Origin of the sequence: Dyadobacter chenwenxiniae, from assembly GCF_022869785.1 — a bacterium.
Taxonomy (GTDB): Bacteria; Bacteroidota; Bacteroidia; order Cytophagales; family Spirosomataceae; genus Dyadobacter; species Dyadobacter chenwenxiniae.
Map to the genome: position 1 here is coordinate 1 of NZ_CP094997.1, position 25706 is coordinate 25706.

A 25706-nucleotide genomic window follows, 5' to 3' on the forward strand; every position below is an offset into this window, starting at 1 on the left:
TTTTGGGGGTTTGCAGATAGCCCGTGTTGGTATTAAATTGAACGTTGGTTTTAATCCGCAGAGATCAGGTATTTTTATATCTTTGCCGTCCTTTTAAATTTTGACATTCTGAATTCGGAACATTATACATTGGAAAGAGTTAGCACACATAGAGAAGTAGACCAGATTTGGGATGCCTGCCTGAGAGTTATTCAGCAGCACATTCCGGATCAAAGTTTTAAGACATGGTTTGAACCGATACGGCCCTTAAAACTTTACGGTAAAGTGCTTACAATCCAGGTTCCGAGCCAGTTCTTCTATGAATGGCTGGAAGATAATTATGTTAATCTTTTAAGAAAGGCACTGGATTATGCGATAGGGCGAGACGGTTTATTGGAATATTCCATTATCGTAGACAAAGGCAATGATAAGCATCAGCCGCTTACGATGAATGTGTCAACCCCAAAATCCCCAAACTTTTCCAAGCCGGATAACTTCGTTACAGACCCGAGATTAGGTTCTAATCATAGAGATAAGGACCACGATTCGATGAACCTGGACACTTACCTGAATCCAAATTACTCATTTGATAATTTTATTGAGGGCGATTGCAACCGTCTGGCGCGTTCCGCAGGCTTTGCGGTGGCACAGCGTCCGGGGCTCACGTCGTTCAACCCACTGATGATGTATGGCGGGGTAGGGCTGGGCAAAACGCACCTTGTGCAGGCCATCGGGAACTACATTATGAACCACTTTGAAAATAAGCTGGTGCTTTATGTTTCTTCTGAAAAGTTTACCAACCAGTTTATCAACTCGATTAAAAACAACACGTTACAGGATTTTACCGATTTTTACATGAAGGTGGACGTGCTGGCAATTGACGACGTTCAGTTTTTATCGGGAAAGGAAAAAACGCAGGATACATTCTTCCATATCTTCAATCATCTGCACCAGCTGGGCAAGCAGATCATTATGACCAGTGACCGCCCGCCGCGTGAACTGCAAGGCTTGCAGGACAGGTTATTATCCAGATTTAAATGGGGATTAACTGCCGATTTACAGACGCCTGATTTTGAGACGCGGATTGCTATTATTCAGAAAAAAATCCAATCCGAGGGTATCTCCATTGATTATGATGTAATTGAATACATTGCACACAGTGTGAATTCCAATGTACGTGAGCTGGAAGGCGTGATCGTTTCGCTGATGGCGCAGGCTTCGCTGACCCGTCGCGAAATTGACGTGGAGCTGGCAAAAAATACATTGCGGAACATTGTAATGAATGAGGATAAGGAAGTAACCATTGACACCATTCAGGAAGTTATCGCTGATTTTTTCCAGGTTACCATTGCCGATCTCAAAAGCAAAAGCCGTAAGAAGGAAGTGGTTTATCCGCGCCAACTGGCTATGTTTCTGGCCAAAGAATATACAGACCTTCCCTTAAAATCCATCGGCTACCATTTCGGTGGCCGTGACCACAGCACTGTAATCCATTCTATTCAAAGCATTAACCTGCTGATGGGCGAAACGCCCGATGTGGAGGAAACTTTGCAGAAACTTCGCAGTTACTTTAAATAGCATTTGGCGTCTAATGGTTTGATAAACATTCAAACCAAAACAGCCCAATGACGCCTGTACTAGTTGAACGCACACAGATCTGTGACGCATCCTGGAATGATCACATTCGCAAATCCCTTCAATGCGTGATCTACGCGCAGACTTTTTACCTGGATATCGTTTGTGAAAATTGGAAAGCGCTTGTCTGGCCGAATATCCAACATCCCGAAATCGTTATGCCGCTTCCTATGCGCCGGAAATTTGGTTTTACGACCATTTACCAGCCGCTGTTTTGCCAATATCTCGGTTTGTTTACTTTAAAGCCTCTTGCCGAATTTGAATTAGAGTCCTTTATTCGTTTTTTATCAAAGGAATTTTCTTACATATCGGCCTACCATTTTAATCCGGAAAACTCGGTTAGAATGTCAGCAATAGCATCCGCTTTTTCTGATTTTCAATTTGCAAAAAACCATACGCACTGGCTTCATATCCGGGGAAATTATGGGCAAGTCCATTCAGGTTATTCTAAGGACAGAAAGCGTAATTTGAAGCGTAGTAAGGCTTTAAATTGGTGCATTCAAAAGAGTGCAGACATTAATCCTCTGATTGCATTATTTGCAGAAAATCAGACCGAACGCATTCCGGGTGGGGTTGATCCGAATGCTTTTGTCCGTTTAAAGACACTTTTAGGTGTTTTGAATGCAGGTGGACATGCGGAAGTTTACTATGCCATATTCAATGGACAAATTGACGCGGGTATACTCATTGTGGAGTTTGCGGGACGAGCGATTTATCTCTTCAATGCGGCGGATCGGGTCGGAAGGAGCGGCAATGCAAGAACTTTAATGCTGGATCAGTATTTCAGGGATTGCAACGGCAAGATGCTGATTTTCGATTTCGAAAGCCCGGAAGTCGGCTCAATAGCAAGCTTTTACAGTAGTTTTGGAAGCACGCCGGTTTCGTTTTATGCGATCAGAAAAAATGAATTATGGTTTCCGCTAAGACACATTCAGAACTGGCGAAAGAGATTTTTCAAAACCATACAAGGTCTTTTTTAAGTCCTTTGTAAGATTTGAGGTCCATTTCAAGCGAACCGATTTTTAGCTCAACCTCCACTTTTAAAGGGATTTTATTGGAGTCGTCCGACACCCAGAGTTTCATTGCACCTTCGCCTTTGAAAAATTTATTGTCTGGAATTAATGGATTGATCCTGAGCACCTTTGTTTTGCCGAATTTGGTCTTAATTACATCTTTCCCCACATAACGTACGCGCAATTTGTAAACTTCGCCGTCAAAAAATGTCGGAACCTCAATGACCTCGCCTTCGGAGACTTTCTCAAAATTGATTGTTCTCAGATAGAAATAGCCGCTGATAATGTCGTGAATGTTGTTGGGAACATTGAAAGTCTTCGTTTCATCTTTTATGCTCGATACAGCCTGGTCCCGGTTATGGTTGAACATCACACGCTCCTCCTTGCGATATTTGTTCTCTTGTATCTGACGCTCAAACATATGCGGCAAAATGGCCGTGGTGTCAATGTACGAGCGCCAGGTGTCTCTGACGCGGGAAATAAGGTCAAATGCGCCTACCGTACGGCCAGACACGTTGACCCGGTAGCAAGGCCGGTTGTTAATAATGGACACCGATTTGCCAACTTCCACCTTAGCCTCAGCAGCGTTAATAAAGCCGTAATGCACTCTGTATTCAACTCTTTCACCCGGGCCGAAGCTCTTGTTGGATATAACTCTTTTCTCCGTCGCCTGTTCTTCAAACTGCCGGAAGGAGAAAAAAAACGAAAAAGTTATGAAAGCAATTACAATGATGTACGATCTCTTCATGCTAAAAAACTATGATTATAGAGAGGGATATTTTTCTTTCAACCAGGCCAGATACTTCTTAATATTTCCTCCAAATTTTTGTTCAAACTCAATTTTAAATATGTCTTGCTTTGACTTATAAGTCTGGTAACTGATGAAATACGCATTGTTAGGCATTTTCCCGTCCGGCCATCGGCTTTTGTTTGTTAACGTCCGCTTCCCGGAAAGAAGTGTGTCGGCGTCATCCAGGATCGTCAGGATCAGCTTGTTTTTCAACGAATCGCGGTGCGCATTTACGACCGGATTTTCCCCGAATGTTTTATAGAGACTGTCCAAACGGTCAATTCCCCTTAACATATGCCCTGAATAGGCATCATTATACTTTTTTGAATATTCGTATGTACGCAATTCGGGAGAGTCCAGACCATATTTGAATTTCAAAAACCGGATCGCTCCCTGATCGCCGATAAAGCTGGCGAGGTTTTCGTTCAGTTCCAGGTTATTTTTCACAAAAAGCGTTCCATGGGTAAGCTCGTGAAGAATCAGGTTTGTGAGGCTTCCCACCCTTCGTTTCAGCATGCTTGATAGAATAGGGTCTTTCAAGTAACCCAAAGTAGACCATGCCGAAACCTCTCCAATGTCCGTATCCAGGCCCTCCTGTATCAATTGCCGCTCTTCGGTTACTGCGCGGGTGGAATCAAAAAAACCTTTGTAAGGAAAACTACCGATGATAGGAAATTTCCATTTATGAGATTCGATTTTATATTTTTCCGAAGCTGTAATGAGCCATATCAGTGGTTTCCCGTGCTGGTTATAAAACGTTGTGTAGTTTTTGGAAGGGGCCAATCCCAGTGAATCAACGCCGAATTGCTTGATTTCCTCAATGAGCTTAATCCGGGCTTTCAGCGAATCGGGGAATGTGGGATCATTCAACACATCTGTTACATCTTCCACATTCATCAGGATTTTCACCTGTCCGGAAGCCTGCATCCAGCCGTAACTGAGCAGATTCCTGTAATAGATCCCTGAAATCACACAAAGCACTAAAACGGCAAGCAGAATTTTTTTAAACACAAATGCGGTAATTAAGTCAAGTGGCTACGACTAATCTGTAAAACAGATATTTCCGTTGCGAAATTATAGAAAAATGGTTGGGAATTATTTACCGTTTATCAAGCCTGCAAACCGGTGGGTAAGTTGTTGATAACGGCTAATAATCGGATGCTGTAAGTTGTAAATTCCTCTTGATATTATCTGTATTTATTTAGTCTGAAATTATATTTTTAAAAGAAAAAGCCGTTGGATTTTTGCTTGGAATTCGGTATTTTTACACATTAGAAAAGACCAATTATCAGGCGGTTTTGCAACCAAAGGCCGCTTTTTTATGAACAAACTAAATTACTGAAACCATTTTATGGCACAACCAACCACTGATAAAGACAACAAACTTAAAGCACTTCAAACCACGCTCGAAAAGCTGGACAAGACTTACGGCAAAGGCACAGTAATGCGCCTAAGCGACAGCAAGGTTTTGGATATTCCGGTTATCTCAACAGGATCTCTTGGGCTGGACTTAGCGCTGGGGGTAGGAGGCGTTCCGCGTGGCCGTGTTGTTGAAATTTACGGGCCTGAATCATCGGGTAAGACGACATTATCGATGCATTGCATAGCCGAGGCTCAAAAGAAAGGCGGGCTTGCTGCATTTATTGACGCAGAGCATGCATTTGACCGGTCCTATGCCGAGAAATTGGGTATAGACACAAGCAATTTATTGATTTCACAGCCAGATAACGGCGAGCAGGCATTGGAAATTGCTGAACATTTGATTAGCAGTGGCGCGGTGGATATTATCGTTATTGACTCTGTTGCAGCCTTGGTGCCTCGCGCCGAGCTTGAAGGTGAAATGGGTGACAGCAAAATGGGTTTACAGGCTCGTTTGATGTCGCAGGCATTGCGTAAGCTTACCGGTGTAATTAATAAAACCGGGTGCTGCTGTATTTTCATCAACCAGTTGCGTGAGAAAATCGGCGTTATGTTCGGTAACCCTGAAACAACTACGGGTGGTAATGCATTGAAATACTATGCTTCTGTGCGTCTGGATATCCGTCGCGTTGGTCAGATCAAAGAAAGCGCTGACCAGATCTTGGGTAACCGCACACGCGTGAAAGTCGTTAAGAATAAAGTGGCACCACCTTTCAAAGTTGTGGAATTTGATATTATGTATGGTGAAGGAATTTCCAAAGTAGGAGAGATCATTGACCTGGCTGTGGAACTGGATATCGTTAAGAAAGCAGGTTCATGGTTCAGCTATGACGGTAACCGTCTTGGACAAGGCCGTGACGCCGTAAAAGCACTTATCAAGGATAATCCGGAATTGATGGATGAACTGGAAGGAAAAGTTCGTGCAAAAGTGAACAACGAGCCGGATGCTCTGATCGATACGAGTGAGCCGAATGTTGTAGACGAAGGCGCTCCGCTTTGATCTTGAAATAGCTTATAATAAAAATGCCCGGTGTATGCCGGGCATTTTTGTTGTATATCAAAATGGTTTTCGATCGTCATCATCCTCGTCAAAATCATAATCGTCTTCACCTGGGCCGGAAAACATGCTGCTGACCAGATCCTGGAATTTCATTCCCTGATCCAAAGACATTTTACCGATAAGCGAAAACTCCGCCATGCCATGCAATGCGAATTCCATCATAAAAAGCTTTTCCTCAGCACTCGAATAAGCACTCAGCATATCTACAAAATCATCGAGTCCGTCAATGGTTTTCAGGCGCGCCATGTATTCGCGATCGGTCATATCGCCCGGCATCTCCATCTCATTGCCTGAACCGAACCATTCAATCACTTTTGCATATGGATTGATCTTGCTCTTTTTGCTCTTTTCGGGATCAGGAAAGAAGTTAAGGAACTGGGTGCGAATTGCCTTACCAATAAGATTTTGCGCTACGATAACAGGCCCTTCTACTTCACCTTCATAAACCAGCTCTACCTTACCGCAAATCGCTGAAACAACACCGTAAAGGTCAGAAATCCGAACGTAGGTGCTAGCTTCACCATTGATCAGCGCACGTCTCTCGGCAGTGCTCAAAAGACTTTCATATGCTGAAATTGTCAAACGAGCAGAAACGCCGCTTTTGCTGTCTACATATTCGCTTTCCCTAGCTTCAAATGCAATCTGCTCGATCAATGTTTTGGCAAGCTCATTGACTTTAATCATTCCAACCTGCTCGGTTTTAACTATCGCTTCCTGCTCTGTGATTTTCTTACCCGTTTCAATTGTTTTCGGATAATGCGTCACGATCTGGCTTTCAATGCGGTCTTTCAGTGGTGTTACAATGCTTCCGCGGTTGGTATAATCTTCCGGGTTAGCCGTGAAAACAAACTGAATGTCAAGCGGTAATCGCAATTTGAACCCACGGATCTGAATGTCGCCCTCCTGCAAAATATTGAAAAGCGCAACCTGGATCCTGGCCTGCAAGTCGGGCAGCTCGTTGATGACGAAAATACCGCGATGCGAGCGGGGGATAAGACCAAAATGGATCACCCGTTCATCCGAGTAAGGCAGTTTCAATGTTGCGGCCTTGATCGGATCTACGTCACCAATAAGGTCAGCCACGGAAACATCAGGCGTTGCTAATTTCTCGGTATAGCGCTCATCGCGATGCAACCAGGCTATTTCTGTGGCGTCGCCATATTCTTCCACAACGTCTTTTGCAAAACGGGACAACGGTTCCAATGGATCGTCATGCAATTCCGAATCCTTCACATAAGGAATGTATTCGTCCAGCAGACTGGTCATCATTCGTGCTATCCGTGTTTTGGCCTGTCCGCGCAAACCCAGGAAGTTGATGTTGTGCATGGAAAGGATCGCGCGCTCCACATCTGGAATAACGGTTTCCTCATATCCCCAGATGCCGGGGAAGATATTTTCTTTGTTTTTAATCTTAACGATCAGGTTATCACGTAGTTCCTGTTTAATGGAACGGGATTGGTAACCTGCTTTTTTCAGTCCACCAAGCGTTTGGATTTCCAATAGCTCTGAACCACTAAGAAGTGAATAACTCATGTATTTTAGGCTGATTAACGCGCATACGCTACTGAACGCATTTCACGGATTACTGTAATTTTTATCTGTCCGGGATACTGCATTTCTTTTTCTATTTTTTGAGAAATATCAAAAGAAAGCATCCCTGCCTTTTCATCCGAAACATTATCTGCGTCAATGATCACGCGCAACTCGCGACCGGCCTGGATCGCGTAACATTTTTCAACACCTTCAAATGATAGGGCCATGTTTTCAAGATCACGAAGCCTTTGAATATAAGACTCCATCATTTCCCTGCGAGCTCCCGGACGAGATCCTGAAATCGCATCACACACCTGAATGATCGGGGATAGAATGCTTGTCATTTCGATCTCATCGTGGTGGGCGCCGATTGCGTTGCACACCTCAGGATTTTCCTTGTATTTCTTGGCAAGCTCCATACCCAATATCGCGTGCGGAAGATCGGATTCTTCCGGCCAGACTTTCCCGATATCGTGCAAAAGACCGGCTCTTTTCGCCAGTTTCGTGTTTAAGCCAAGTTCTGAGGCCATCGTAGCGCAAAGCTTAGCTACTTCACGTGAATGTTGCAGCAGGTTTTGTCCATAAGAAGATCGGAAACGCATGCGGCCGATCATCTTTACAAGCTCGGGGTGAAGCCCGTGTATACCCATGTCGATTACGGTTCTTTCCCCGATCTCAACTATCTCATCGTCAATGTTCTTGCGTGTTTTGGCAACGACTTCCTCAATTCGGGCAGGGTGAATCCTTCCGTCCTGAACCAGCCGGTGCAACGAAAGTCTTGCAATTTCCCTTCTTACCGGATCAAAACCGGAGATAACGATTGCTTCCGGGGTGTCATCCACAATGATCTCAACGCCCGTCGCAGCCTCCAAAGCACGAATGTTCCGCCCTTCGCGGCCAATGATTTTTCCTTTGATATCGTCATTTTCAATGTTGAAAACAGACACGCAGTTTTCGATCGCGTGTTCAGCTGCGGTGCGCTGAATGGTTTCGATAACGATCTTTTTGGCTTCTTTGGTGGCCGTAAGGCGGGCTTCTTCCATCGCACTTTTTACATACGATCCGGCCCTTGTATCCGCTTCTGCTTTTAATGCGTCGATTAATTGCTCCCGTGCCTGATCGGCCGTAAGATTAGCGATTTTTTCGAGTTGCGCAACTTGCTGATGCAATGATTTTTCTGCCTCCTCCCGGCGTTTTGTGGCCGTTTCGAGCTGCTGGTTTAAATTGGTTTTAAGCGTTTCCAGCTCATTTTCACGGCGCTTATTTGACTCAATGGTCTGGTTTAAGCTTTGCTCGCGCTGTTTTAATTTCTGTTCGTTGGTTTGAAGAATCACGCGTTTCTTATTGGCATCCTCTTCAAATTCGCTTTTTAGTCTGAGATACTTTTCTTTCGCTTCAAGAATACGGTCTTTCTTTATGTTTTCAGCAGCGCTTTCAGCATTACGGAGAATTTCGGCAGCTCGTTCCTGCGCCTCTTTTTCTTTCTGGTCGAATGACTTCTGAAAGATGTACTTGCCTGCGAAAATCCCCACACCAATGGCGATTATATCGGACAGGAGAAAGATGAAAACTAATGAATTTGACATTTCAGTAATGGTTATATATAGTTGGTTTTACCGACTAAACCGCGTGAAAATGCCGAAGGTGGAAGTATTGAAAGAAGATAAAGAGGAATCCGTATAAAATAAAGGTTTTGTGGTGTTGAGCGTTTAGCTTTCTATTGCGCTGGTAATGGTTTCATCAAGCTTTTCTACCCTGTTTTTAAAAGCCATCACCAAGTTATCCATTTGCTCCTGGTTCCGTTGTAATGCTACAAGGCATTCAATAGAAGTAAGTGCAATTGCTTCAATGTCACCGTATACTTTTCCTTTTAATTTATGCTGCTGCACGCGTTGCATGAACACCTCATACCCATCCCTGTAGAATTTCTCCTGATCCGCCGGAACGCTCAGTTTGAAACCCCTGTCCAGCAGTTTTATAAAGACAGAAACGTCCGGATTGGGTATGCTATTTTTTTTCATAAGGTATCTTCAAGCAATTCAATGCACTTATCGATCTCTTGTATATATCTTTCAACTGAGTCTTTCAGTTCGGCTATTCCGCTTGTTGGTGTCAGTTTACTAGTGACAATTTTAGCGAAACTTTTAGACTTATTAAAGTCTTTTTCCAAACTAGTGTATTTTTTCTTTATTTCTTTTGCTTCTTCCTTGAGTTTGGTATTCGAGGCACGCAGCTCTGCATTTTCGCGTTGCAGCTCTGATATTGACCAGTTTAGTTTCTCCTTAATGTTGATCAGGAACTCGAGTTTTTTCTCAAGGTCGGACAACTTGTGTTCAATGATGCGCTCGATGCTCCTTTCCATTTTTTTGGCCTTATAATGCTGTCAAACCAAAACTCCTTTTATCATTTCCTGATCACGGCCTCAAACTCGCGTTCATAAGCTGAGATCAAGCGCTGCATGGTTTTGTCAATCACTTTATCCGTCAATGTTTGCTGATCGTCCTGCAAAATGAAGCTCACCGAATAGGATTTTTTCCCTTCCAGGTTCGCGCCTTCATACACGTCAAACACATTCACAGCGCGCAGAAGCTGCCTTTCGGTCTTATAGGCGATCTGGCGCAGCTCTTCGAAGGTGATTTTTTTGTTAACCACAACCGAAAGATCCCTGCGCACTTCGGGAAACTTGGCTACTTCTTTATACTGGACAAATGCGTCGTATTGTTTGAGCATATAATCCCAATCAAAATCCGCGTAAAAAACAGGCGCTTTAATGTCGAGCTTTTTAGCAATGACCGCATTGAGCTGACCAAATGTTACAACCGGCTTGCGGTTTAATGTAAGGGTTGTTCCAAATTTAAAAATCGCCGCATCGGCCTCGGTTCTTTCGACGTCTTTGATCTTAACCGAAGACAAAACCTGCATGACAAAACCAGCCAGATCATGAAAAACCACTTCACGCGACTTCTCAAACCAGCTTTCCTGTCCAATGTTGCCCGTCAGGAAAACAGCCAGCCTTTCTTTTTCGACATATTTTTCGCCGATCTCGTTATAGGTTTTGCCAAATTCAAAAAGCTTCAAATCCTTCTGACGGCGGTTGCTGTTGTAAGCAATCACTTCCAGACCCGAGAAAATCAGCGTTTGGCGCATTACGGACAGATCTTCGCTCAGATAATTCAGGATTTTTACCGGGTTACCCTGAATGTTTTCGGCTAATGAAGCATGATAATCAGGCTTTGTCAGCGAATTGTTGATCATTTCGTTGAAACCGTTTGCAACAAGCAATTCAGCAACGCGCAGTTTCAGTTTTTCCGGATCATTAACCGGGAAATCAGACAAATAATCCGAGCTAAGCGCATCAGAAAGTTCAACTTGCCCGAAACCGTAAATGCGCAGGATTTCTTCGATCACATCCGCTTCCCGCTGCACATCCACACGGTAAGGTGGCACAATGGCTGTAAAGCCGGTTTCATTTTCCTCCGCAACCTGAATGTCAAGGCCAGCCAAAATGTTTTTGATCAAATCCTTTTCCAACGACTTGCCGATAAGACGGTCAATGTTGCGGTAAGTCATTTTTACCTGAAAATCAGCAGCCGGTTCGGGATAAATGTCGGTAATATTGGAAGAAACAGTCCCGCCCGCGATCTCCTGAATAAGCAAGGCTGCCCTTTTCAGCGCATACAATGGCATATTCGGATCTGTGCCGCGTTCAAACCGGAAAGAAGAATCCGTTTTTAATGCAAAGCGCTGAGCCGTTTTACGAACCCAGATCGGCGAGAAATAAGCTGATTCAAGGAAAATAGAAGTGGTTTCATTGGTAACACCGGAAGTGAGTCCACCAAAGACCCCGGCAATGCACATAGGCTCCGGATTTCCATTCGTTCCCGCATTGCAGATCATCAGATCAGAATCCGAAAGTTTTCTTTCCACGCCATCCAGCGTCACAAATGTTGTCCCGGCAGGCACAGTGGTCACAATTACTTTGTTGCCTATGACCTTATTTGCATCGAAAGCATGCATGGGCTGGCCCAGCTCGTGGCATACATAATTGGTAATGTCCACAATGTTGTTAATCGAGCGGATTCCGATCGTTGCCAATCGTTGTTTAAGCCACTCGGGTGACTCAGCAACTTTCAACCCGGAAATGGTCAGGCCGGTATATCTGGGTGCAGCCTCTGCGTTTCTTACTTCGGCTTCAAATGGCAAGCTTTCACTATTTACAGCAAAAGCTTCCACAGACGGAAGATTGATCTCACGGTTAAAATAGGCTTTCAGATCACGCGCCACGCCATAATGCGATGCCGCGTCGGCGCGGTTGGGCGTGAGGCCGATTTCTATTAAGTAATCAGAGGAAATGCCGAAGTATTCGCTGGCTGGTGTGCCATTGGGAAGATCAGTATCCAGCACTAAAATCCCATCGTGGGACGAACCAACGCCCAGTTCATCTTCTGCGCAGATCATTCCTTCCGAAAGTGCGCCCCTGATTTTTGATTTTTTCAAAACCAATGGCTGATCGCTTCCTGTCGGATATAATGTTGCTCCCACGGTGGCTACAACCACTTTTTGACCCGCAGCCACATTGGTAGCGCCACAAACAATGGACAGCGGATTCTCACCACCCACATCAACTGTTGTCAGGCTTAAACGATCTGCTTCCGGATGTTTTTCGCGGGTAAGCACCTCGCCGATTACCACGCCTTGCAGACCTCCTTTTATGGATTCAATCTCTTCAATGCTTTCAACTTCCAATCCCGTTGCAGTCAGTATTTTGCCGATTTCTTCCGGAGATTCTGTTATTTCTATTAATTCTTTAAGCCACTTATAGGAGATCTTCATGCGAATGCTTTCAAAAATATGTTTCAACCGGCAATGAAGCCGGATTACAAAATTAAGGATTTAAGTCGAACAGCGCCGTCCGACTTGAAATAGTAAGGGGTTTTTTAACAAAATAAAAAAAGCGAAGGCCGTTTAATTATGAACAGCCGATTCCAGCTGCTCACCGGCTAGTATGGGCACGGAAAGCGTATTTTCGGCAGGCGGAACCGGGCAAGCGTAGCTTTCCTGATACACGCAGTAAGGATTATAGGCCTTATTGAAATCCAGAATAATCACATTGTTTTTAATCTCAGACACAGGATAATCCAGATAACGGCCGCCGCCATAGGTTTGCTTTCCGCTGGTGGCATCTTTGAAAAGAACAGAGATAACACTCTCATTTTTAAGTAATAGCAATTTCTCCTCCTGATCGCCGATCTTGAAATTGGCATAACCATACTTCTCATATTTTTCCGAAGTCCCGTCGGTGTATTTGACTACAACTTCCTTATCATCCTTCATATAAGGCGAAATATTGGCCTTAATGCGGTAAGTCAGATCGGGCTGGAAATAATGCAGGCCGTGGAAGCTTTCCTTATCGGCGATAGGAGAGTCCTCAGTAGTGCGAAACTGCTCGTCTTTGGCTGCGCGCTCGTTAAGGATTGTGGTTTTGTATTGCTCCGGGTTGCTTGCGATCTGATCTTCGCTGGCGCCGTTAAGGGCTGCTCCCGAGAAATTTTCAATGATAAAATAGGCCAGAATCGCTATAACCATTGCGATTGTGCTGTACCGGATCACTTTATTTTTAAACATATGGCTGCATAAATTAGGAACGGATCACAAACTTACACCCGAAAGCGTGCTTTGAAAAAGTATAAGATGTTTATTTACTTTTTTATGATAATTTTGAATCTTCGCACCGGGCCAGGTTGCGACTTTGGATGAATTATCCCTAAATTGACCTGGCAAATTATTAAACACAATACCTGATCCATCATATGTCATACACCAAGCGAGTACTCATTGCCGAAGACAGCTCAGTTATTCAAAATCTGGCAAGGAAGATTCTGGAATTTCAACATTACGAGATCACTTCTGTAAAAAACGGAGAGCAGGTTTTGCAGCTCCTTGAAAAAGAGGATTTCGATATTATTTTGCTGGATATCAATATGCCTGTGATGGATGGAATGGAGTGCGCAAGAAGCATCCGCAAATTGCCTAACGAGAAAAAGGCCAAAACCCCGATCGTTGCCATTACCGGAAATGCCAAAAACTATTCGGAAGAAGACTTCAAGCAAGCAGGATTTGATGATGCGCTGATGAAACCTTTGAATTTCGACCGTCTGGTTGAAGTGGTCGCGCATTTGACAGAATAGACCTGATGAGGATTACATTTTTAGGGACCGGCACATCACAGGGAATACCGGTTATTGCCTGTGAATGTGCCGTTTGCCAATCCGATGACCCGCGCGACAAGCGTTTAAGGACTTCCGTCTGGATCCAGGCCAAAGGAAAATCCATTGTTATCGATACGGGCCCTGATTTTCGCCAGCAGATGCTTAGGGCTCATGTAAAGGACCTGGACGCTGCCATTTTTACGCATCAACACAAGGACCACACGGCCGGGCTCGACGATATCCGCGCCTTCAACCACCGCAGCCAGCGCGACATTCCACTTTACGGAAGAGCGTCTGTTTTAAATCAGATCCAAAACGAGTTCGCTTACGCTTTTTCAGAAAAAAGGTATCCGGGCGTGCCTCATTTCGAGTTGCATAATATTGATAATAAGCCATTTGACGTCCAAGGCGTCACATTTACGCCCATAGAGGCGATGCATCATCAGCTGCCGGTTTATGGTTATCGGGTTGAAGACTTTACCTACATTACCGATGCCAACTACATTTCTGAAAAGGAGCAGCAAAAAATAAAAGGCTCCAAAGTGCTGGTTTTGGACACATTGCAAAAAGAGCCGCACCTTTCCCATTTTACCTTATCGCAATCTTTGGCGCTGATCGAAAAACTGCAAGTGCCCATGGCCTATCTGGTGCATATGAGCCATAAGCTGGGCAGGCACGCCGATATTGAAAAAGAGCTGCCGCCTAATGTACATCTGGCTTACGATGGCCTTGTGCTAGACTTGCTAAGTCTTTAAGACTTAGCAAGTCTAGCCTAAACCCTCAACCCTCAACTATACCGGTCATTCCGCCATGGATAAGCCGTATTGGAATAACCCCTTAATTCCCAGAAACCAAGTTTGTTGGCAGACAAGAACTCGATCCTGCTGATCCATTTGCTTCCTTTCCAGGCATAAAGCTGCGGAGTTATCATGCGCACAGGCCCACCGTGATCACGCTCCAAAGGTTTGTAATCCGCCGTATGGACTAGTAACACATCATCTTTTAATGCTTCTTCAAGCGAGAGATTGGTCGTGTATTTATCGTAGCCATGGCAAAGAATGTGTGTAGCGCTGGCTTTGGGTTGAACGAGGGCCGCAAGATCAGCCAGCCGAACGCCGGTCCAGGGCACATCCATTCTCGACCAGGTGGTAACGCAGTGAAAATCGCTGATATCTTCGGTCTGCGGTAAAGCCATAAAATCCTCCCAATTCAGCGACACAGGCGACTCGACCTCACCGTCGATAACCAGTTTCCATTTCTGTTGTGAAATATCAGGCTTAAAACCCAGGTCCAGCACAGGCCATTTAACGGTTTTGATTTGGCCAACCGGCAGCTTGGGCATGCCGTGACGGTTTATTTGACCCGCTCCCATCGGACTTGGGTCAGAAACAGAGGGGGTGTCGGCCATTTGATGCTCAAAACGTGCTTTCAGCTTCATTCTGGCTTCTATGATTTTATCGAGTTTGCTGTTTTCTTCCATTTTGTTTTTAATTTAAAGAGCAGGCCTTCCAAGTCCGGCAAGTCTGGTCAGTTTTTACTAACCCACTGCATAGCCAGCGCAGTCAGATACCCGCCATATGTGCCGATTGCATACCCTAAGATAGCAAGTAAAACGCCAACCGGCGCCAGAGAGGGGTGAAATGCTGCCGCAACCACGGAAGCTGATGCCGATCCGCCAACATTGGCCTGGCTGCCTACGGCCAGAAAAAAGAATGGGATTTTAAGCCACTTACAGACCAGGATTAAAATGATTGCATGCGTCAGGATCCAGATCAGGCCAATCGCGAAAAGTCCTGGATTGCCTGCCACTGCCCCTAAATCCATCTGCATGCCGATTGTTGCTATCAGCACGTACAGGAAAACCGAGCCGAGCTTGGAGGCGCCTGCGTGTTCAAGCTTGCGCACTGGAGTTACAGAAAGGGCAATGCCGATAAATGTTGCGATCGTCACTACCCAGAAAAAGGTGGAGGTAAGACTGTATTTGTCCAAAAAAGGGTAGTTCTTTGACAGGTAAGGCGTGATGATGTCGGCCAGAAAATGGGCTGCACCCGTAGCGCCGAAACCTACTGCGCCCAGAAAGATATAGTCGCGCATGGCTGGCACCCGCTCATTTGCATTGTGTTGACTGTCAAGCTGCTGCTTAATATGCTCGATCTGAGAGCTGTCTGCACCAAGCCAGTTGTCAAGCCGGGAAGCCATTCCGGCGCCGTAGATCAGAAAGGCCATCCACAGTTCTGCAATCAGCACGTCAACAGCCACCATTTGAGAGAACAGCGCGTCGCTGGGCTTGAAAACTTCCCTTAATGCAGTTTGGTTTGCCCCGCCGCCGATCCAGCTTCCTGCAATGGTGGCCAGCCCTCGCCAGACGGCGTCTGCGCCTTCACCGGCAACGGTTTGCGGACTAATTGCCCCTACGATCCACAAAGCAAATGGCCCACCGATCATGATTCCTATCGTCCCCACCAGCATTGCTATCAGGGCTTTTGGGCCCAGTCGGCTCAGTGAGCGCCAATCCATTCCTATGGTGAAAAAAACCAGGCAGGCGGGAAGAAAATATTTGGAGACCACCGGGTAAAGTTGTGAGGTGGCCCCGTTTACAACGCCGAAAGAATTCAGCAGGCCCGGAATAAAATAGCAAAGCAACAAAGGGGGAACTACGGCGTAGAAGCGTTTCCAGCCAGCCTGCGTACTTGCAGCTGTGTAAAAAATAGCAGCGAGAATCAGCATTAATAGGCCCAGAACAACCGCGTCGTTTGTGATCATTGATTTGCAGGGTGAGAATCAGGTAAAAATAGCTTTGTTTTTTGTTTCGACGAAAGGCGTTTGCCCGCTCATCATGTAAAAGCTTGATCCAACGAAATTTAAATTTATAAAATTCCTATTTTTTGTAATTTACATCCTGATTTTAAGCGATAACATTAATAATGTTTTACTATGGCGATATACACTTTATCATTAAATGGCAAAAAAGTTAAAGTCGATGTCGAGCCAGACATGCCTTTGCTATGGGTCGTCCGTGATTTTGCCGGACTAAAAGGCACCAAGTTTGGCTGTGGCATGGCCCTGTGTGGCGCTTGCACGGTGCATTTGAATGGCGAACCCACGCGCTCGTGCCAGCTGCCGGTTTCAGGCGTGGGTAAAAACGACAAGATTACAACCATTGAAGGCATTGGCGAGGGAAAAATGAATACGATCCAGAAAGCCTGGATAGAAGAGCAGGTCCCGCAATGTGGTTACTGTCAGTCGGGCCAGATCATGTCGGCTGCGGCGCTGCTTAAATCCAATCCAAACCCAACGGATGCGGACATTGACTCGGCCATGAGCGGAAACCTTTGCCGTTGCGGAACCTATGACAGAATAAGGAAGGCGATTCACAGGGCAGCAGCGGAAATGAAAGTTTCTGAGCCAGGCATTGGAAAGCGGTAAAAGGTCCTAAACATTAGAACAAAAAACATTGGAAAAGATACAAACATCACGCCGCGATTTCCTGAAAGCTTCGGGGATCACCACCTTCGGGCTTGCGTTGGGCATTTCGGGTTTTACCAGGGAGGCATCCTTGAAAAAGATCACGCCCGCCGTGCTACGCCTGGAGATCAACCCATTTATCATCATTGACACCAACGGCAATATTACGCTTGTCAACCCGAGGCCGGATATGGGCCAGGGTTCCACGCAGGCCGTGCCCTCGCTTCTGGCAGAAGAGCTGGAAGTAAGCCTGGAAAAAGTGCTGATCATTCAAAGTGACGGCATGGGCAAATACGGAAGCCAGACTTCGGGAGGCAGCAGTTCCGTTCGTGAGCTGTGGTTCCCGATCCGTAAAGCCGGGGCCGCCGCCAGGGAAATGCTCACGGCTACGGCCGCCAAACGCTGGAATGTACCGATTTCGGAATGTCATGCCGAAGATGCCAAAATCGTGCATAAGGCCAGTGGAAAAAGCCTGACGTATGGCGAGCTGGCCGATGAGGCTTCCAAACTCGAAATTCCAAAAGATCCCAGGCTCAAAGAAGCAAAGGATTTTAAGATAATCGGTAAATACAATAAAAGGCTCGATGTGCCCGAGCGTGTAAACGGCAAGGCGGTTTATGGGATTGATGTGGAGGTGCCGCAAATGGTGTACGCCAGCATACTGCATTCGCCTATGATCCACGGAAAGGTAGCTTCCATTGATGATACCGAAGCTAAAAAGATCAAAGGTGTTTTACAGGTTATTAAAACCGAAAGGACGATGCCGCACAGAACTTCGGAGGCTGTCGCTGTGGTAGCGACCAATTACTGGGCGGCTCTGAAAGGCAAAAAAGCATTGGTGGTCAAATGGGACAATGGTGAGCTTGAGAAAACACTCAGCACGGATGCTTATTATGCTAAAACCTACGATGCGGCAAAGAAAGAAGGGATTAATGCAGAAGAGAAAGGGGATTTTCCGGCAAAATTTGCTGCCGCCAAGGAAAAGATCGAGTCTAATTACGAAACGCCGTTTTTAGCTCATGCGCCCATAGAGCCTGAAAACGCGGTTGCCCATGTAAAGGAGGACGGAACTGTGGAGATCTGGGCGCCTGTGCAGGGGCCGGACTGGGCGTTGCGCGATGTGTGCAGTTATATGAAAGTAAAACCCGAGCAGGTCAAAATCAATGTTACTTTGCTGGGAGGCGCTTTTGGCCGCAAGGCTTATCATGACTTCGTTTTGGAGGCCTGCCACCTTTCAAAAGTCGTAAAAAAGCCTGTGAAAGTGATCTGGACGCGGGAGGACGACATTGCGCAGGGACCATACCGCCCGGGGATGCTCAGTCACATGCAGGGGTTTGTGGAAAATGGTAAGATCACAGGCTTTCATCACCACGCCATTGGTGAATCCATTGCTGGTCAGGTTTTTGGTCAATTGAAAGATACGGAGGCAGACCCATGGTTAAGCGGTGAACTAGCGACTGAAAACAATAAATACCGATTCGACGGTGCCTCAAAAGTAAGCTGGACCCATGTTAAGACAGATATTCCGGTGGTTTGGTGGCGGTCGGTTTATGCGTCGAACTTCGGATGGGGACAGGAATGCTTCGTAGATGAGCTCGCGCATCTGGCCAAAAAAGATCCATTGAAAGCCAGAATGGAAATACTCACGGATGACCGTTTTAAAAAAGTGCTTCAAACGCTGGCCGAAAAAGCTAACTGGGATGAGAAACTTCCGGAAGGCTCGGGTAAGGGCCTTGCTATTTTTAGCTCATTTAACAGCATTTCGGCATGTTGCATTACCGTGTCCAGAAAAGATCAGGGCGTAAAAATCGATAAGGTAGTCTCCGTCATCGACTGCGGCCACTATGTAAACCCAGATAATGTTAAAGCCCAGACCGAAGGAAACATAGTCATGGGACTGACCGCAGCGATTAAAGACGGCATCACATTTACCAATGGTGTCAGCGATCAAAGCAATTTTCACCAATACAACATTATGCGCCTGAATGAAACGCCGGCGATGGAAATCCATATCATTGACAGCGGTGCTGCGCCCGGCGGAGTAGGAGAGCCCGGTTTGCCGCCGATTGCTCCGGCGCTGGGCAATGCCGTCTTTGCTGCCACCGGCAAGCGCCTTCGCAAGCTTCCTTTTGATATAGCTAATCTGGGTTAATACGTCTTTTTGAATGGATTAGTACAAAAAAATGGCTTCCCCGTGACAGGGAAGCCATTTTTCTTATTGTTCAAATCATTATTTAGCACCGTCAGACTTCGCTCTTGCTACTGCAAACGCGCCGATCTTGTGGCCGGATTCCAAACCAGCTTCACAGTCGAAACGGTAATGGATCAGTCCGTAGATCCTTGATACAGAAGCTTCCTGTGCCATATCGTCGATCTTCTCTTTTTCGTCAGGAAAGATATAAGCCAGCAGTTCAGCCGCCGCCCCTGAGAAGGTAGAATGTCCCGATGTGTATGAAGGGAAGTTAGGTAAACCCACAGACGTTTTGATTTTCCTGTTCATTTGGTTGGGGCGCGGGTAATAGTAATAGTATTTGGCGTCCCAGCAGCAGATGCCGGCATCCTGTAATGTGGTGCCCAAAAGCGCCAGCGTTCTGGCTGTCCTCACTTCGCTGAAAGCATTTTTGTGACAAAGGTCAGCAGCCCTTCTGTGCCAGTGGCCCGGAGCCGTGTAACTGCCCACACCATCCGACCAGAAGCTGGCAATGCGCGCCTGATCGCGGGTTTGTTTTTTGGCAATAGCTAAAAGCTCATCGATGTTTTGCTGATATTCAGCGCTTCCGATTGCCGGCGGTGGGCCCGGGCGCATTGTTTTTACAGCTGCCTTATCAAAATTCCAGGGCGTAACCAGTCCATAAGTTGGCAGCATAGGCGGGCGGGCAGGCGACTCCTGGCTTACCCATGGTTCCGAGGTGCCGATTGTTTTTGCGTTCGCGATCATTTCAGCGGTGGCAGCCTGGTTATTGGCCGTTCCCATGCCATCTGTCTTGGCCCGTGCCATTACTTTTGCACCCACTGCTTTACCGAGTTCTGCGCCGGCCGTAATATCACTTTCCACATTCATTCCAGCCCATAAACGGCTATTTTTGTGCTCTGTGAGTTTCTGCTCCAAGAAAGGCACTTCGCCGGGAAACATGGCTTTCAATACCAAAAACGAAGCTTCGGCCACCACTGCATCCTCAGAAGGATAGGAAGGGAGGTCGGTTACCGGCAGGATCGTTTGAATGGATTGATCTGTCTTTGAAGGTGCTTTGCGGTTGAATTTGAACTTATAATTCCATGCACTTACTAATGCATCATACTGGGCCACGCTCAGATATGCCAGCGCGCGCGCCGTGTAAGGTGGGTTTGCAAAAGGGAATTTAGGATCAGCTAATGGATTTGCAGCATCAGGAAGGGGATATTTCCCGTCCTGGTTCGATGCGGGAGGCGTGTTATACCGGGCTGCAAGCTCACGACCGATCTCGTTCCAGCGGAAAGCCGCTCCTGCTCCCCAATAATTTACGATTTCCCTTTGCTGAGGCGTGATTTTGGAGGTCGCCTCTTTTAGCTTTACAATTTCTGCAGCGTATTCGGCCGAGGTTGCTGCTTTTGGCTCAGCGACTGTTATTTCGCCCGATGAAGCAAGCACGTAAGTTTTCCAGTTGCCTGCGTCGGCATCCATGCTGGAGGGATTGTTAACAGAGGCTGTTGGCTCGTCGATCGTTTTGGTGCAGGAAGAGATCCCTAATGTGAGAAGCAGTCCGCACGCAATCAGTAGATTGCTTTTTGATATATATTTTTTCATTGTTATTGATGCATGTTTGGGTTTTTGTCAGCCTTAATATACCGGAACTGGTAGAGCACGCCAACTGAAAAAGATGTACTCTGACCAACATTGGTCCCGTCTAACACGTATGCCGCCCGGGCATTAACGCCGATATTTTTTGGCTGGAATTTGGCATACACACCGCCCACAGTGCTTTTCATGTTATTGGTAGGAAAAGGCATATCATTGCGGCGAATGTTGTCGCCGCCATCACAAGCGCCATACTCGGCAAAAACTTCTGCTTGGATCCCCTTTTTTAAATAGCCCAGCCTCGCAGATGCATCATAAGCATTTGGAACGCTGACTTTATTGGTGTTGTGAAGCTTACCGTCGGCAAGATAAGAATCGCGATCGATCTTAATGTTGCTTCGGAAAATGTAGCTTGCAGAAGCAGTCATATAAAGGCCTGTTTGCGGATGACGATAATTGGCAAGCAGTCTGGCGGTTGCCGTTCTGCATTGTATGCCAATGGACATGGGCAAAAAATCGGGAATGTAATCGCCCATGGGAATCGATGCGCCACCAATGGCGTGCAGAGAGAAGCCCGATTTATTGATAAAGCGATATTTAAGCCAAAGCGAAGCGTCCTGAAATCCCTTTTGCCATTTCAGGTTACCTGCGCTCGCTTGTGTCCAGACGTAAGGAACGCCCACAATGACATTCAGGTTTCTGGTCACGCCTACCGCCAGCATGGCCATAGCGCTTTGGGTTGTGTGCGTGCCAATGTTGAGATTTTCACGTTTGAGACTATTTTCCCAATATTTGTCCCAGGAGCTATGCCCGTATGAAAGGGCAAGACATGCTGTGTTTTTCGACATATAAATAGCGTCGTTGGGCATTTGTGCAAAAACGCTTGCTGTCGCGCACAGCACAATCATTGGAAGCAAAATGATTGTTTGCTTTATTTTTCGTAAAGAATATTGCATTGTTTTACTGAGGGATGATGCCGCGCGTTGGCAATATCCAGAGGGATACTGCGCTTTGCAGGCAATTTTTTGTAATGAAATAAAAGACAGGCTTGCGGCCGGTAGCCGAGCGATTCAGCTGAGCTCGGGAGGCGGGCTTGTTAGCTGAATGAAGATGGCCGAATAGATATCCTTGGAGCATCTGCCTGTTAGCATAGGCAATGGGTCAGTCAATGAGATGGGTGGAAAGCTTATTGTATTGACATTGGAAACATAATTTTTTAGCAGGTTATCCATCAATTTAAGGGCCTTGCCGAAGGGATCCTGCGGAAGTTTCGCGCCGGGATCACTGATGATCTGCATGGCATTGGCCAAGGCAAAAAATTCATCCCTGGCGGCCTGATTGGATTTGAGCGTCACATAAAGTGTATCGTTTTGGTGCAGGACCTCGGTAGGGTTATAAAACTGGTCGTTTTCACGAATCAGTCCCTGCGGAGCCTGTGTGATATGCAACTCGCCCGAGTAAGGCAGGGATGGCAAATGCATTTTAACCACCTTATACTGATCGTCAGGCGAAGAAACCGACGATTGCTGATGATGGTTATCAAAGAAAAGTACAGCGAAAGTCAGCCCAAACGTGTTGTAGAGCAAAAGAACCAACAATCCTATCGGTAACAGTCTTTTCAATTTCAAGAGGATTTATATCCAAATGTAATCAAGATTAGTCCAATTCTGCAAACGTTCTCTAAAATACTGCCTGGTAATGCCCTCTTAGAAGACATGCTGGGGATTTTGTTTAAATTACCACACAAAATAAAAATGTTTTCCAATGATGAAACATGCTCGTTTTCTCTCCAATGTAGTGACTAAAAGTTTAATGGCTTTGTTTCTTGGATCTGCGGCTATGATCCAGAGCGAAGGGTTTTCTGAAAGCGATTTTGAAAAGCTCAGCGCCATCGTGGGTTCATGGAAAATGCAGCGTGCAGCAGGTCATATGTATGAAACCTGGCGCAGGGTCTCACCCAATGCATTTGCAGGGGTCAGCTACAAAATTCAAAATGGTGATACCATTAAGCTCGAAACAGTCCGGTTGTATTTAAGTAACCGAAGGATTATATACGCACCAGTTGCTTTCGGACAAAATGATGAAAAGGAAGTACTCTTCAATTTGAAATCAATTCAAGGGGAAAAGTTTATTTTTGAGAATCCCAAGCACGATTTTCCCCAGCGCATCGGCTATGCTTTTCATTCGGCAGACTCGCTTCATGCCTACATTGAAGGAACCATCGATTCAAAACCCAGACATATAGATTATAAATATTCAAAACTCAAATAAGCGCTTGCCCTTTATGAACAAATCTGCGATCAACCCCATGCCCCAGTTTTTCGACCGTTACATTAACCTGGTCGAGGATATTGACATTTTTGAAGCATTCGACCAACACGCGCCAGACAATATTTACGCTGAGACCACCAAACTAACTGAGCTTGGGGACCGCGCCTACGCCCAGGGAAAGTGGACCGTCAAGGACATCTTACAGCACGTCATCGACAATGAGCGCATTATGGCCTACCGCGCCATGCGTTTTTCCAGAAACGACAAAACCATACTGCCAGGCTATGATGAGGAGATTTTGGCCGCCAACACCATGGCCAGTCAGCGCAGCATCCAGGATCTGTTGCAGGAGTTCAACCAGGTTAGGCAAAGCACAATATCGCTCTTTAAAAGCATGAGCGGCGAAATGATGCTGCGCTCAGGTTTTGCTTACAAATCAGACATATCGGCCCTGGCTTTGGGATTTGTCATCATCGGGCATCCGGTTCATCATATGCGGGTGATCCGGGAGCGTTATTTTCCGCTGCTTTAAGCCTTAAAGCCCCGCCAGCTGATCCAGCGCATGCTCCACCTGCGTCACTGGCAGCTGGCATGTCTTATCATAACAAACGTAAATAGCCGTTTTGCCATTGACCTCGGTCCGGTTTTCGAGCAGGGGAAGATTTGAGCGGCTTGTGGTTCCCATGACAAGCTTGTTGGGCACAAAGAAGCGGTCAAAATCCTTTCGCATTTGATCTGCCTCGGGTCCCACAATGATGATTTCAGCCGTTGGAGACGCTCTCATGCAGTATAATGCGGCCCAGTTGGTGACCCACTGCACGTCTGAGAGCAGGACCTTGGTCATTTTTGAAAGCATGTTATCCGATATTTTGGCGTATTGATCTTCATCGAGCATCATGCCCAGCAAGTAAAGGTTGTGGGCCATCATCGAGTTTGAAGAAGGGATTACATTATCGAAAAGCTCTTTTTTGCGGGCAATGAGCCTTTCCCCGTACATGTCGGTAAAATAAAAGAATCCTTCTTTTTCATCATAGAAATGATGGATAGTGTAATCGGCCAGTTCTTGGGCCAGCCTGATCCACTGCTCATCAAAAGTAATCTGGTAAAGGGCCAGGTAAGCCTCTATGATTGCCGCGTAATCTTCCAGAAAACCCGTGACAGTTGCATGCCCGTTTTTATAGCTGTGCATGAGCTTGCCAGCCTCAAACATGTTGTCGCGAATAAAGACGCCTGCCGAAACAGCCAGCTCCCGAATGTATTCTTCGCCCAGGGCCCGGTAGGAATCGGCTAGTGCTTTGATCAGCAGCCCGTTCCAGGATGTAAGGATTTTATCATCGAGCCCTGGCCGGATGCGTTCTGCGCGCTTTTCGGCTAACTTTTTAAGGGCTCCCGCGTATCTTGTTTCAAGACCGGCCATATCAAGCTTCAAGGCGCTGGCCGTTTGCAGCAGCGTGCCAGTCAAATGCAAATGATTATGGCCGTCTTCCCAGTTACCTTGCTGGGAAATGTTATACAGTTTGGCAAACCATTCGAAATCTGCGCCCAGGACTTCTTCCAGTTCGGCTTTCGTCCAGATGTAAAATTTGCCTTCCACGCCCTGGCTATCTGCATCTAGCGCGGAATAAAAACCGCCCTGCTCGCTACGCATTTCATTTTGCAGCCATTGAATGGTGTTTAAAAGGCGATCGGCATACAGCGGATTTTTCGTTAATGAGTAGGCTTCGGCGTAGATGCTGAGCAGCTGCGCATTATCATAAAGCATTTTTTCGAAATGCGGTATAAACCACTCGTCATCAACAGAGTACCTTGCCCAGCCGCCGCCCACGTGATCATAGATGCCGCCCAAAGCAATGCGGTCCAGGGACAGTTGCAGATGGGAAAGCGCCTCGGGGTTTTGACTTATATCAAAATAACGCAGCAAAAATTTGTAGATCGAAGGCATTGGAAACTTGGGGGCGCGGTTCATTCCTCCTTTTTCCCCGTCAAAATTACGCTGCAACTGTTCAAACATGGCGTCCAGTTCAGATGCAGCGTAGTGTCCGCTTCCCATGGTAAGACCATATTTTTCCGTGTCCGAAACCAGCATATTCTGTACAAATCCTTCGGCGGATCCTGCCAGCTCATCGTAATGTTTTTGAAAAGCATTATCAATGCTCTTTAAAAGCTGCACCCAGTTTTGCGGCGGCAGATAGGTAACCCCGTAAAAAGGCCGGCTGTCGGGAAGCAGAAATACATTCAGCGGCCATCCGCCCCGCACGCCCATGGCCTGCACGGCATCCATATAGACAGCATCCACGTCGGGGCGCTCCTCGCGGTCGACCTTGATGCACACAAAATGTGCATTCATCACCTGGGCAATGTCCTCTTTTTCAAAACATTCGTGCTCCATGACATGGCACCAGTGACAAGCCGAGTAGCCAATGCTGACCAGAATAGGCTTATTTTCCGTTTTTGCTTTTTGAAGGGCCTCCTGTCCCCAGGGATACCAGTCAACGGGGTTGTGGGCATGTTGAAGTAAATAAGGGCTGGTTTGCTGGCTCAGGCGGTTCATAGTTAC

General features: G+C 46.3%; 23 protein-coding genes. 9 read left to right on the forward strand and 14 right to left on the reverse strand.

The annotated features are described in order from the left end of the window. Positions 1 to 129: 129 nt before the first annotated feature. Positions 130 to 1557 carry a chromosomal replication initiator protein DnaA gene (dnaA, locus tag MUK70_RS00005; RefSeq protein WP_234607108.1) on the forward strand — a complete coding sequence of 476 codons (1428 nt, stop codon included), beginning with the start codon at positions 130 to 132 and terminating at the stop codon, positions 1555 to 1557. A gap of 47 nt (positions 1558 to 1604) precedes the next feature. Next, positions 1605 to 2594: a GNAT family N-acetyltransferase gene (locus MUK70_RS00010; protein WP_234656647.1), complete on the forward strand. Its 990-nt coding sequence runs from the start codon at positions 1605 to 1607 to the stop codon at positions 2592 to 2594. Here the strand turns inward: MUK70_RS00010 and MUK70_RS00015 are convergent. Both MUK70_RS00015 and MUK70_RS00020 read right to left on the reverse strand, forming a co-directional pair. After that, a complete protein-coding gene (locus tag MUK70_RS00015; RefSeq protein WP_234656648.1) occupies positions 2569 to 3375 on the reverse strand; it encodes a DUF3108 domain-containing protein in 807 nt (268 codons plus the stop codon). The genes MUK70_RS00010 and MUK70_RS00015 overlap by 26 nt on opposite strands. A gap of 15 nt (positions 3376 to 3390) precedes the next feature. Next, positions 3391 to 4428 (reverse strand): aminopeptidase, encoded by a 1038-nt coding sequence (locus tag MUK70_RS00020; protein ID WP_234656649.1) that lies wholly within the window; start codon positions 4426 to 4428, stop codon positions 3391 to 3393. Between the two features lie 340 nt (positions 4429 to 4768). Here MUK70_RS00020 and recA point away from each other — a divergent pair, with 340 nt between their 5' ends. Further along, positions 4769 to 5836, forward strand: coding sequence for a recombinase RecA (gene recA / locus MUK70_RS00025; protein ID WP_234607112.1), 1068 nt, complete (start codon positions 4769 to 4771; stop codon positions 5834 to 5836). A 57-nt stretch (positions 5837 to 5893) separates the two neighbouring features. Here recA and MUK70_RS00030 read toward each other — a convergent pair whose 3' ends face one another. The 6 genes from MUK70_RS00030 to MUK70_RS00055 all read right to left on the reverse strand — a co-directional run bounded on the left by MUK70_RS00030 (position 5894) and on the right by MUK70_RS00055 (position 13054). Next, entirely contained in the window at positions 5894 to 7429 is a 1536-nt protein-coding gene (locus MUK70_RS00030) for a P-loop NTPase family protein (protein ID WP_234607113.1), read from the reverse strand. A gap of 14 nt (positions 7430 to 7443) precedes the next feature. Beyond that, entirely contained in the window at positions 7444 to 9015 is a 1572-nt protein-coding gene (gene rny / locus MUK70_RS00035) for a ribonuclease Y (RefSeq protein WP_234656650.1), read from the reverse strand. A gap of 123 nt (positions 9016 to 9138) precedes the next feature. Beyond that, positions 9139 to 9450, reverse strand: a complete 312-nt coding sequence (zapA, locus tag MUK70_RS00040) for a cell division protein ZapA (protein WP_082215388.1) — start codon at positions 9448 to 9450, stop codon at positions 9139 to 9141. Further along, complete coding sequence (locus tag MUK70_RS00045; protein WP_234607115.1) at positions 9447 to 9791, reverse strand: hypothetical protein; 345 nt, start codon at positions 9789 to 9791, stop codon at positions 9447 to 9449. Before MUK70_RS00045 ends, zapA begins: the two co-directional genes overlap by 4 nt. Before the next feature lie 41 nt (positions 9792 to 9832). After that, positions 9833 to 12262 (reverse strand): phenylalanine--tRNA ligase subunit beta, encoded by a 2430-nt coding sequence (pheT, locus tag MUK70_RS00050; RefSeq protein WP_244784589.1) that lies wholly within the window; start codon positions 12260 to 12262, stop codon positions 9833 to 9835. Between the two features lie 132 nt (positions 12263 to 12394). Continuing rightward, positions 12395 to 13054, reverse strand: a complete 660-nt coding sequence (locus MUK70_RS00055; protein WP_234656652.1) for a DUF1684 domain-containing protein — start codon at positions 13052 to 13054, stop codon at positions 12395 to 12397. A gap of 185 nt (positions 13055 to 13239) precedes the next feature. On the opposite strand from MUK70_RS00055, the gene MUK70_RS00060 reads away from it, so the two are divergent. Beyond that, on the forward strand, positions 13240 to 13617 hold the full coding sequence (locus MUK70_RS00060) for a response regulator (RefSeq protein WP_082215385.1): 378 nt from the start codon (positions 13240 to 13242) through the stop codon (positions 13615 to 13617). Between the two features lie 5 nt (positions 13618 to 13622). Next, complete coding sequence (locus MUK70_RS00065) at positions 13623 to 14393, forward strand: MBL fold metallo-hydrolase (RefSeq protein WP_234656653.1); 771 nt, start codon at positions 13623 to 13625, stop codon at positions 14391 to 14393. Positions 14394 to 14425: 32 nt separating this feature from the next. On the opposite strand, the gene MUK70_RS00070 is transcribed toward MUK70_RS00065, so the two are convergent. Next, positions 14426 to 15118, reverse strand: a complete 693-nt coding sequence (locus tag MUK70_RS00070; protein ID WP_234656654.1) for a molybdopterin-dependent oxidoreductase — start codon at positions 15116 to 15118, stop codon at positions 14426 to 14428. 47 nt (positions 15119 to 15165) lie between these two features. Continuing rightward, on the reverse strand, positions 15166 to 16401 hold the full coding sequence (locus MUK70_RS00075; RefSeq protein ID WP_234656655.1) for a DUF819 family protein: 1236 nt from the start codon (positions 16399 to 16401) through the stop codon (positions 15166 to 15168). 171 nt (positions 16402 to 16572) lie between these two features. Here MUK70_RS00075 and MUK70_RS00080 point away from each other — a divergent pair, with 171 nt between their 5' ends. Next, positions 16573 to 17064: a (2Fe-2S)-binding protein gene (locus MUK70_RS00080; RefSeq protein ID WP_255716667.1), complete on the forward strand. Its 492-nt coding sequence runs from the start codon at positions 16573 to 16575 to the stop codon at positions 17062 to 17064. Positions 17065 to 17092: 28 nt separating this feature from the next. Next, positions 17093 to 19255, forward strand: coding sequence for a xanthine dehydrogenase family protein molybdopterin-binding subunit (locus tag MUK70_RS00085; protein ID WP_234656656.1), 2163 nt, complete (start codon positions 17093 to 17095; stop codon positions 19253 to 19255). Positions 19256 to 19333: 78 nt separating this feature from the next. Here the strand turns inward: MUK70_RS00085 and MUK70_RS00090 are convergent, their stop codons facing one another. The 3 genes from MUK70_RS00090 to MUK70_RS00100 form a co-directional block, all read right to left on the reverse strand. After that, positions 19334 to 20887 carry a phosphatase PAP2 family protein gene (locus MUK70_RS00090; protein ID WP_244784591.1) on the reverse strand — a complete coding sequence of 518 codons (1554 nt, stop codon included), beginning with the start codon at positions 20885 to 20887 and terminating at the stop codon, positions 19334 to 19336. A 2-nt stretch (positions 20888 to 20889) separates the two neighbouring features. Continuing rightward, a complete protein-coding gene (locus tag MUK70_RS00095; RefSeq protein WP_374759055.1) occupies positions 20890 to 21786 on the reverse strand; it encodes a hypothetical protein in 897 nt (298 codons plus the stop codon). A gap of 162 nt (positions 21787 to 21948) precedes the next feature. After that, positions 21949 to 22500 carry a hypothetical protein gene (locus MUK70_RS00100; protein WP_234656658.1) on the reverse strand — a complete coding sequence of 184 codons (552 nt, stop codon included), beginning with the start codon at positions 22498 to 22500 and terminating at the stop codon, positions 21949 to 21951. 142 nt (positions 22501 to 22642) lie between these two features. Between MUK70_RS00100 and MUK70_RS00105 the strand changes: the two genes are divergently transcribed. Further along, entirely contained in the window at positions 22643 to 23149 is a 507-nt protein-coding gene (locus MUK70_RS00105; RefSeq protein ID WP_234656659.1) for a DUF6265 family protein, read from the forward strand. 13 nt (positions 23150 to 23162) lie between these two features. Beyond that, positions 23163 to 23681, forward strand: a complete 519-nt coding sequence (locus MUK70_RS00110; protein WP_234656660.1) for a DinB family protein — start codon at positions 23163 to 23165, stop codon at positions 23679 to 23681. 3 nt (positions 23682 to 23684) lie between these two features. On the opposite strand, the gene MUK70_RS00115 is transcribed toward MUK70_RS00110, so the two are convergent. Next, complete coding sequence (locus MUK70_RS00115; RefSeq protein ID WP_234656661.1) at positions 23685 to 25700, reverse strand: thioredoxin domain-containing protein; 2016 nt, start codon at positions 25698 to 25700, stop codon at positions 23685 to 23687. Between the last annotated feature and the right edge of the window lie 6 nt (positions 25701 to 25706).

Coding starts and splice junctions, on each gene's coding strand:
- MUK70_RS00015 (WP_234656648.1), bottom strand. CDS start 3,375: ATGAAGAGATCGTACATCATTGTAATTGCTTTCATAACTTTTTCGTTT.
- MUK70_RS00095 (WP_374759055.1), bottom strand. CDS start 21,786: ATGATTGTGCTGTGCGCGACAGCAAGCGTTTTTGCACAAATGCCCAAC.
- recA (WP_234607112.1), top strand. CDS start 4,769: ATGGCACAACCAACCACTGATAAAGACAACAAACTTAAAGCACTTCAA.
- MUK70_RS00045 (WP_234607115.1), bottom strand. CDS start 9,791: ATGGAAAGGAGCATCGAGCGCATCATTGAACACAAGTTGTCCGACCTT.
- MUK70_RS00070 (WP_234656654.1), bottom strand. CDS start 15,118: ATGGAAGAAAACAGCAAACTCGATAAAATCATAGAAGCCAGAATGAAG.
- pheT (WP_244784589.1), bottom strand. CDS start 12,262: ATGAAGATCTCCTATAAGTGGCTTAAAGAATTAATAGAAATAACAGAA.
- MUK70_RS00055 (WP_234656652.1), bottom strand. CDS start 13,054: ATGTTTAAAAATAAAGTGATCCGGTACAGCACAATCGCAATGGTTATA.
- MUK70_RS00115 (WP_234656661.1), bottom strand. CDS start 25,700: ATGAACCGCCTGAGCCAGCAAACCAGCCCTTATTTACTTCAACATGCC.
- rny (WP_234656650.1), bottom strand. CDS start 9,015: ATGTCAAATTCATTAGTTTTCATCTTTCTCCTGTCCGATATAATCGCC.
- MUK70_RS00030 (WP_234607113.1), bottom strand. CDS start 7,429: ATGAGTTATTCACTTCTTAGTGGTTCAGAGCTATTGGAAATCCAAACG.
- MUK70_RS00075 (WP_234656655.1), bottom strand. CDS start 16,401: ATGATCACAAACGACGCGGTTGTTCTGGGCCTATTAATGCTGATTCTC.
- MUK70_RS00090 (WP_244784591.1), bottom strand. CDS start 20,887: ATGAAAAAATATATATCAAAAAGCAATCTACTGATTGCGTGCGGACTG.
- MUK70_RS00105 (WP_234656659.1), top strand. CDS start 22,643: ATGATGAAACATGCTCGTTTTCTCTCCAATGTAGTGACTAAAAGTTTA.
- MUK70_RS00065 (WP_234656653.1), top strand. CDS start 13,623: ATGAGGATTACATTTTTAGGGACCGGCACATCACAGGGAATACCGGTT.
- MUK70_RS00080 (WP_255716667.1), top strand. CDS start 16,573: ATGGCGATATACACTTTATCATTAAATGGCAAAAAAGTTAAAGTCGAT.
- zapA (WP_082215388.1), bottom strand. CDS start 9,450: ATGAAAAAAAATAGCATACCCAATCCGGACGTTTCTGTCTTTATAAAA.
- MUK70_RS00010 (WP_234656647.1), top strand. CDS start 1,605: ATGACGCCTGTACTAGTTGAACGCACACAGATCTGTGACGCATCCTGG.
- MUK70_RS00110 (WP_234656660.1), top strand. CDS start 23,163: ATGAACAAATCTGCGATCAACCCCATGCCCCAGTTTTTCGACCGTTAC.
- MUK70_RS00060 (WP_082215385.1), top strand. CDS start 13,240: ATGTCATACACCAAGCGAGTACTCATTGCCGAAGACAGCTCAGTTATT.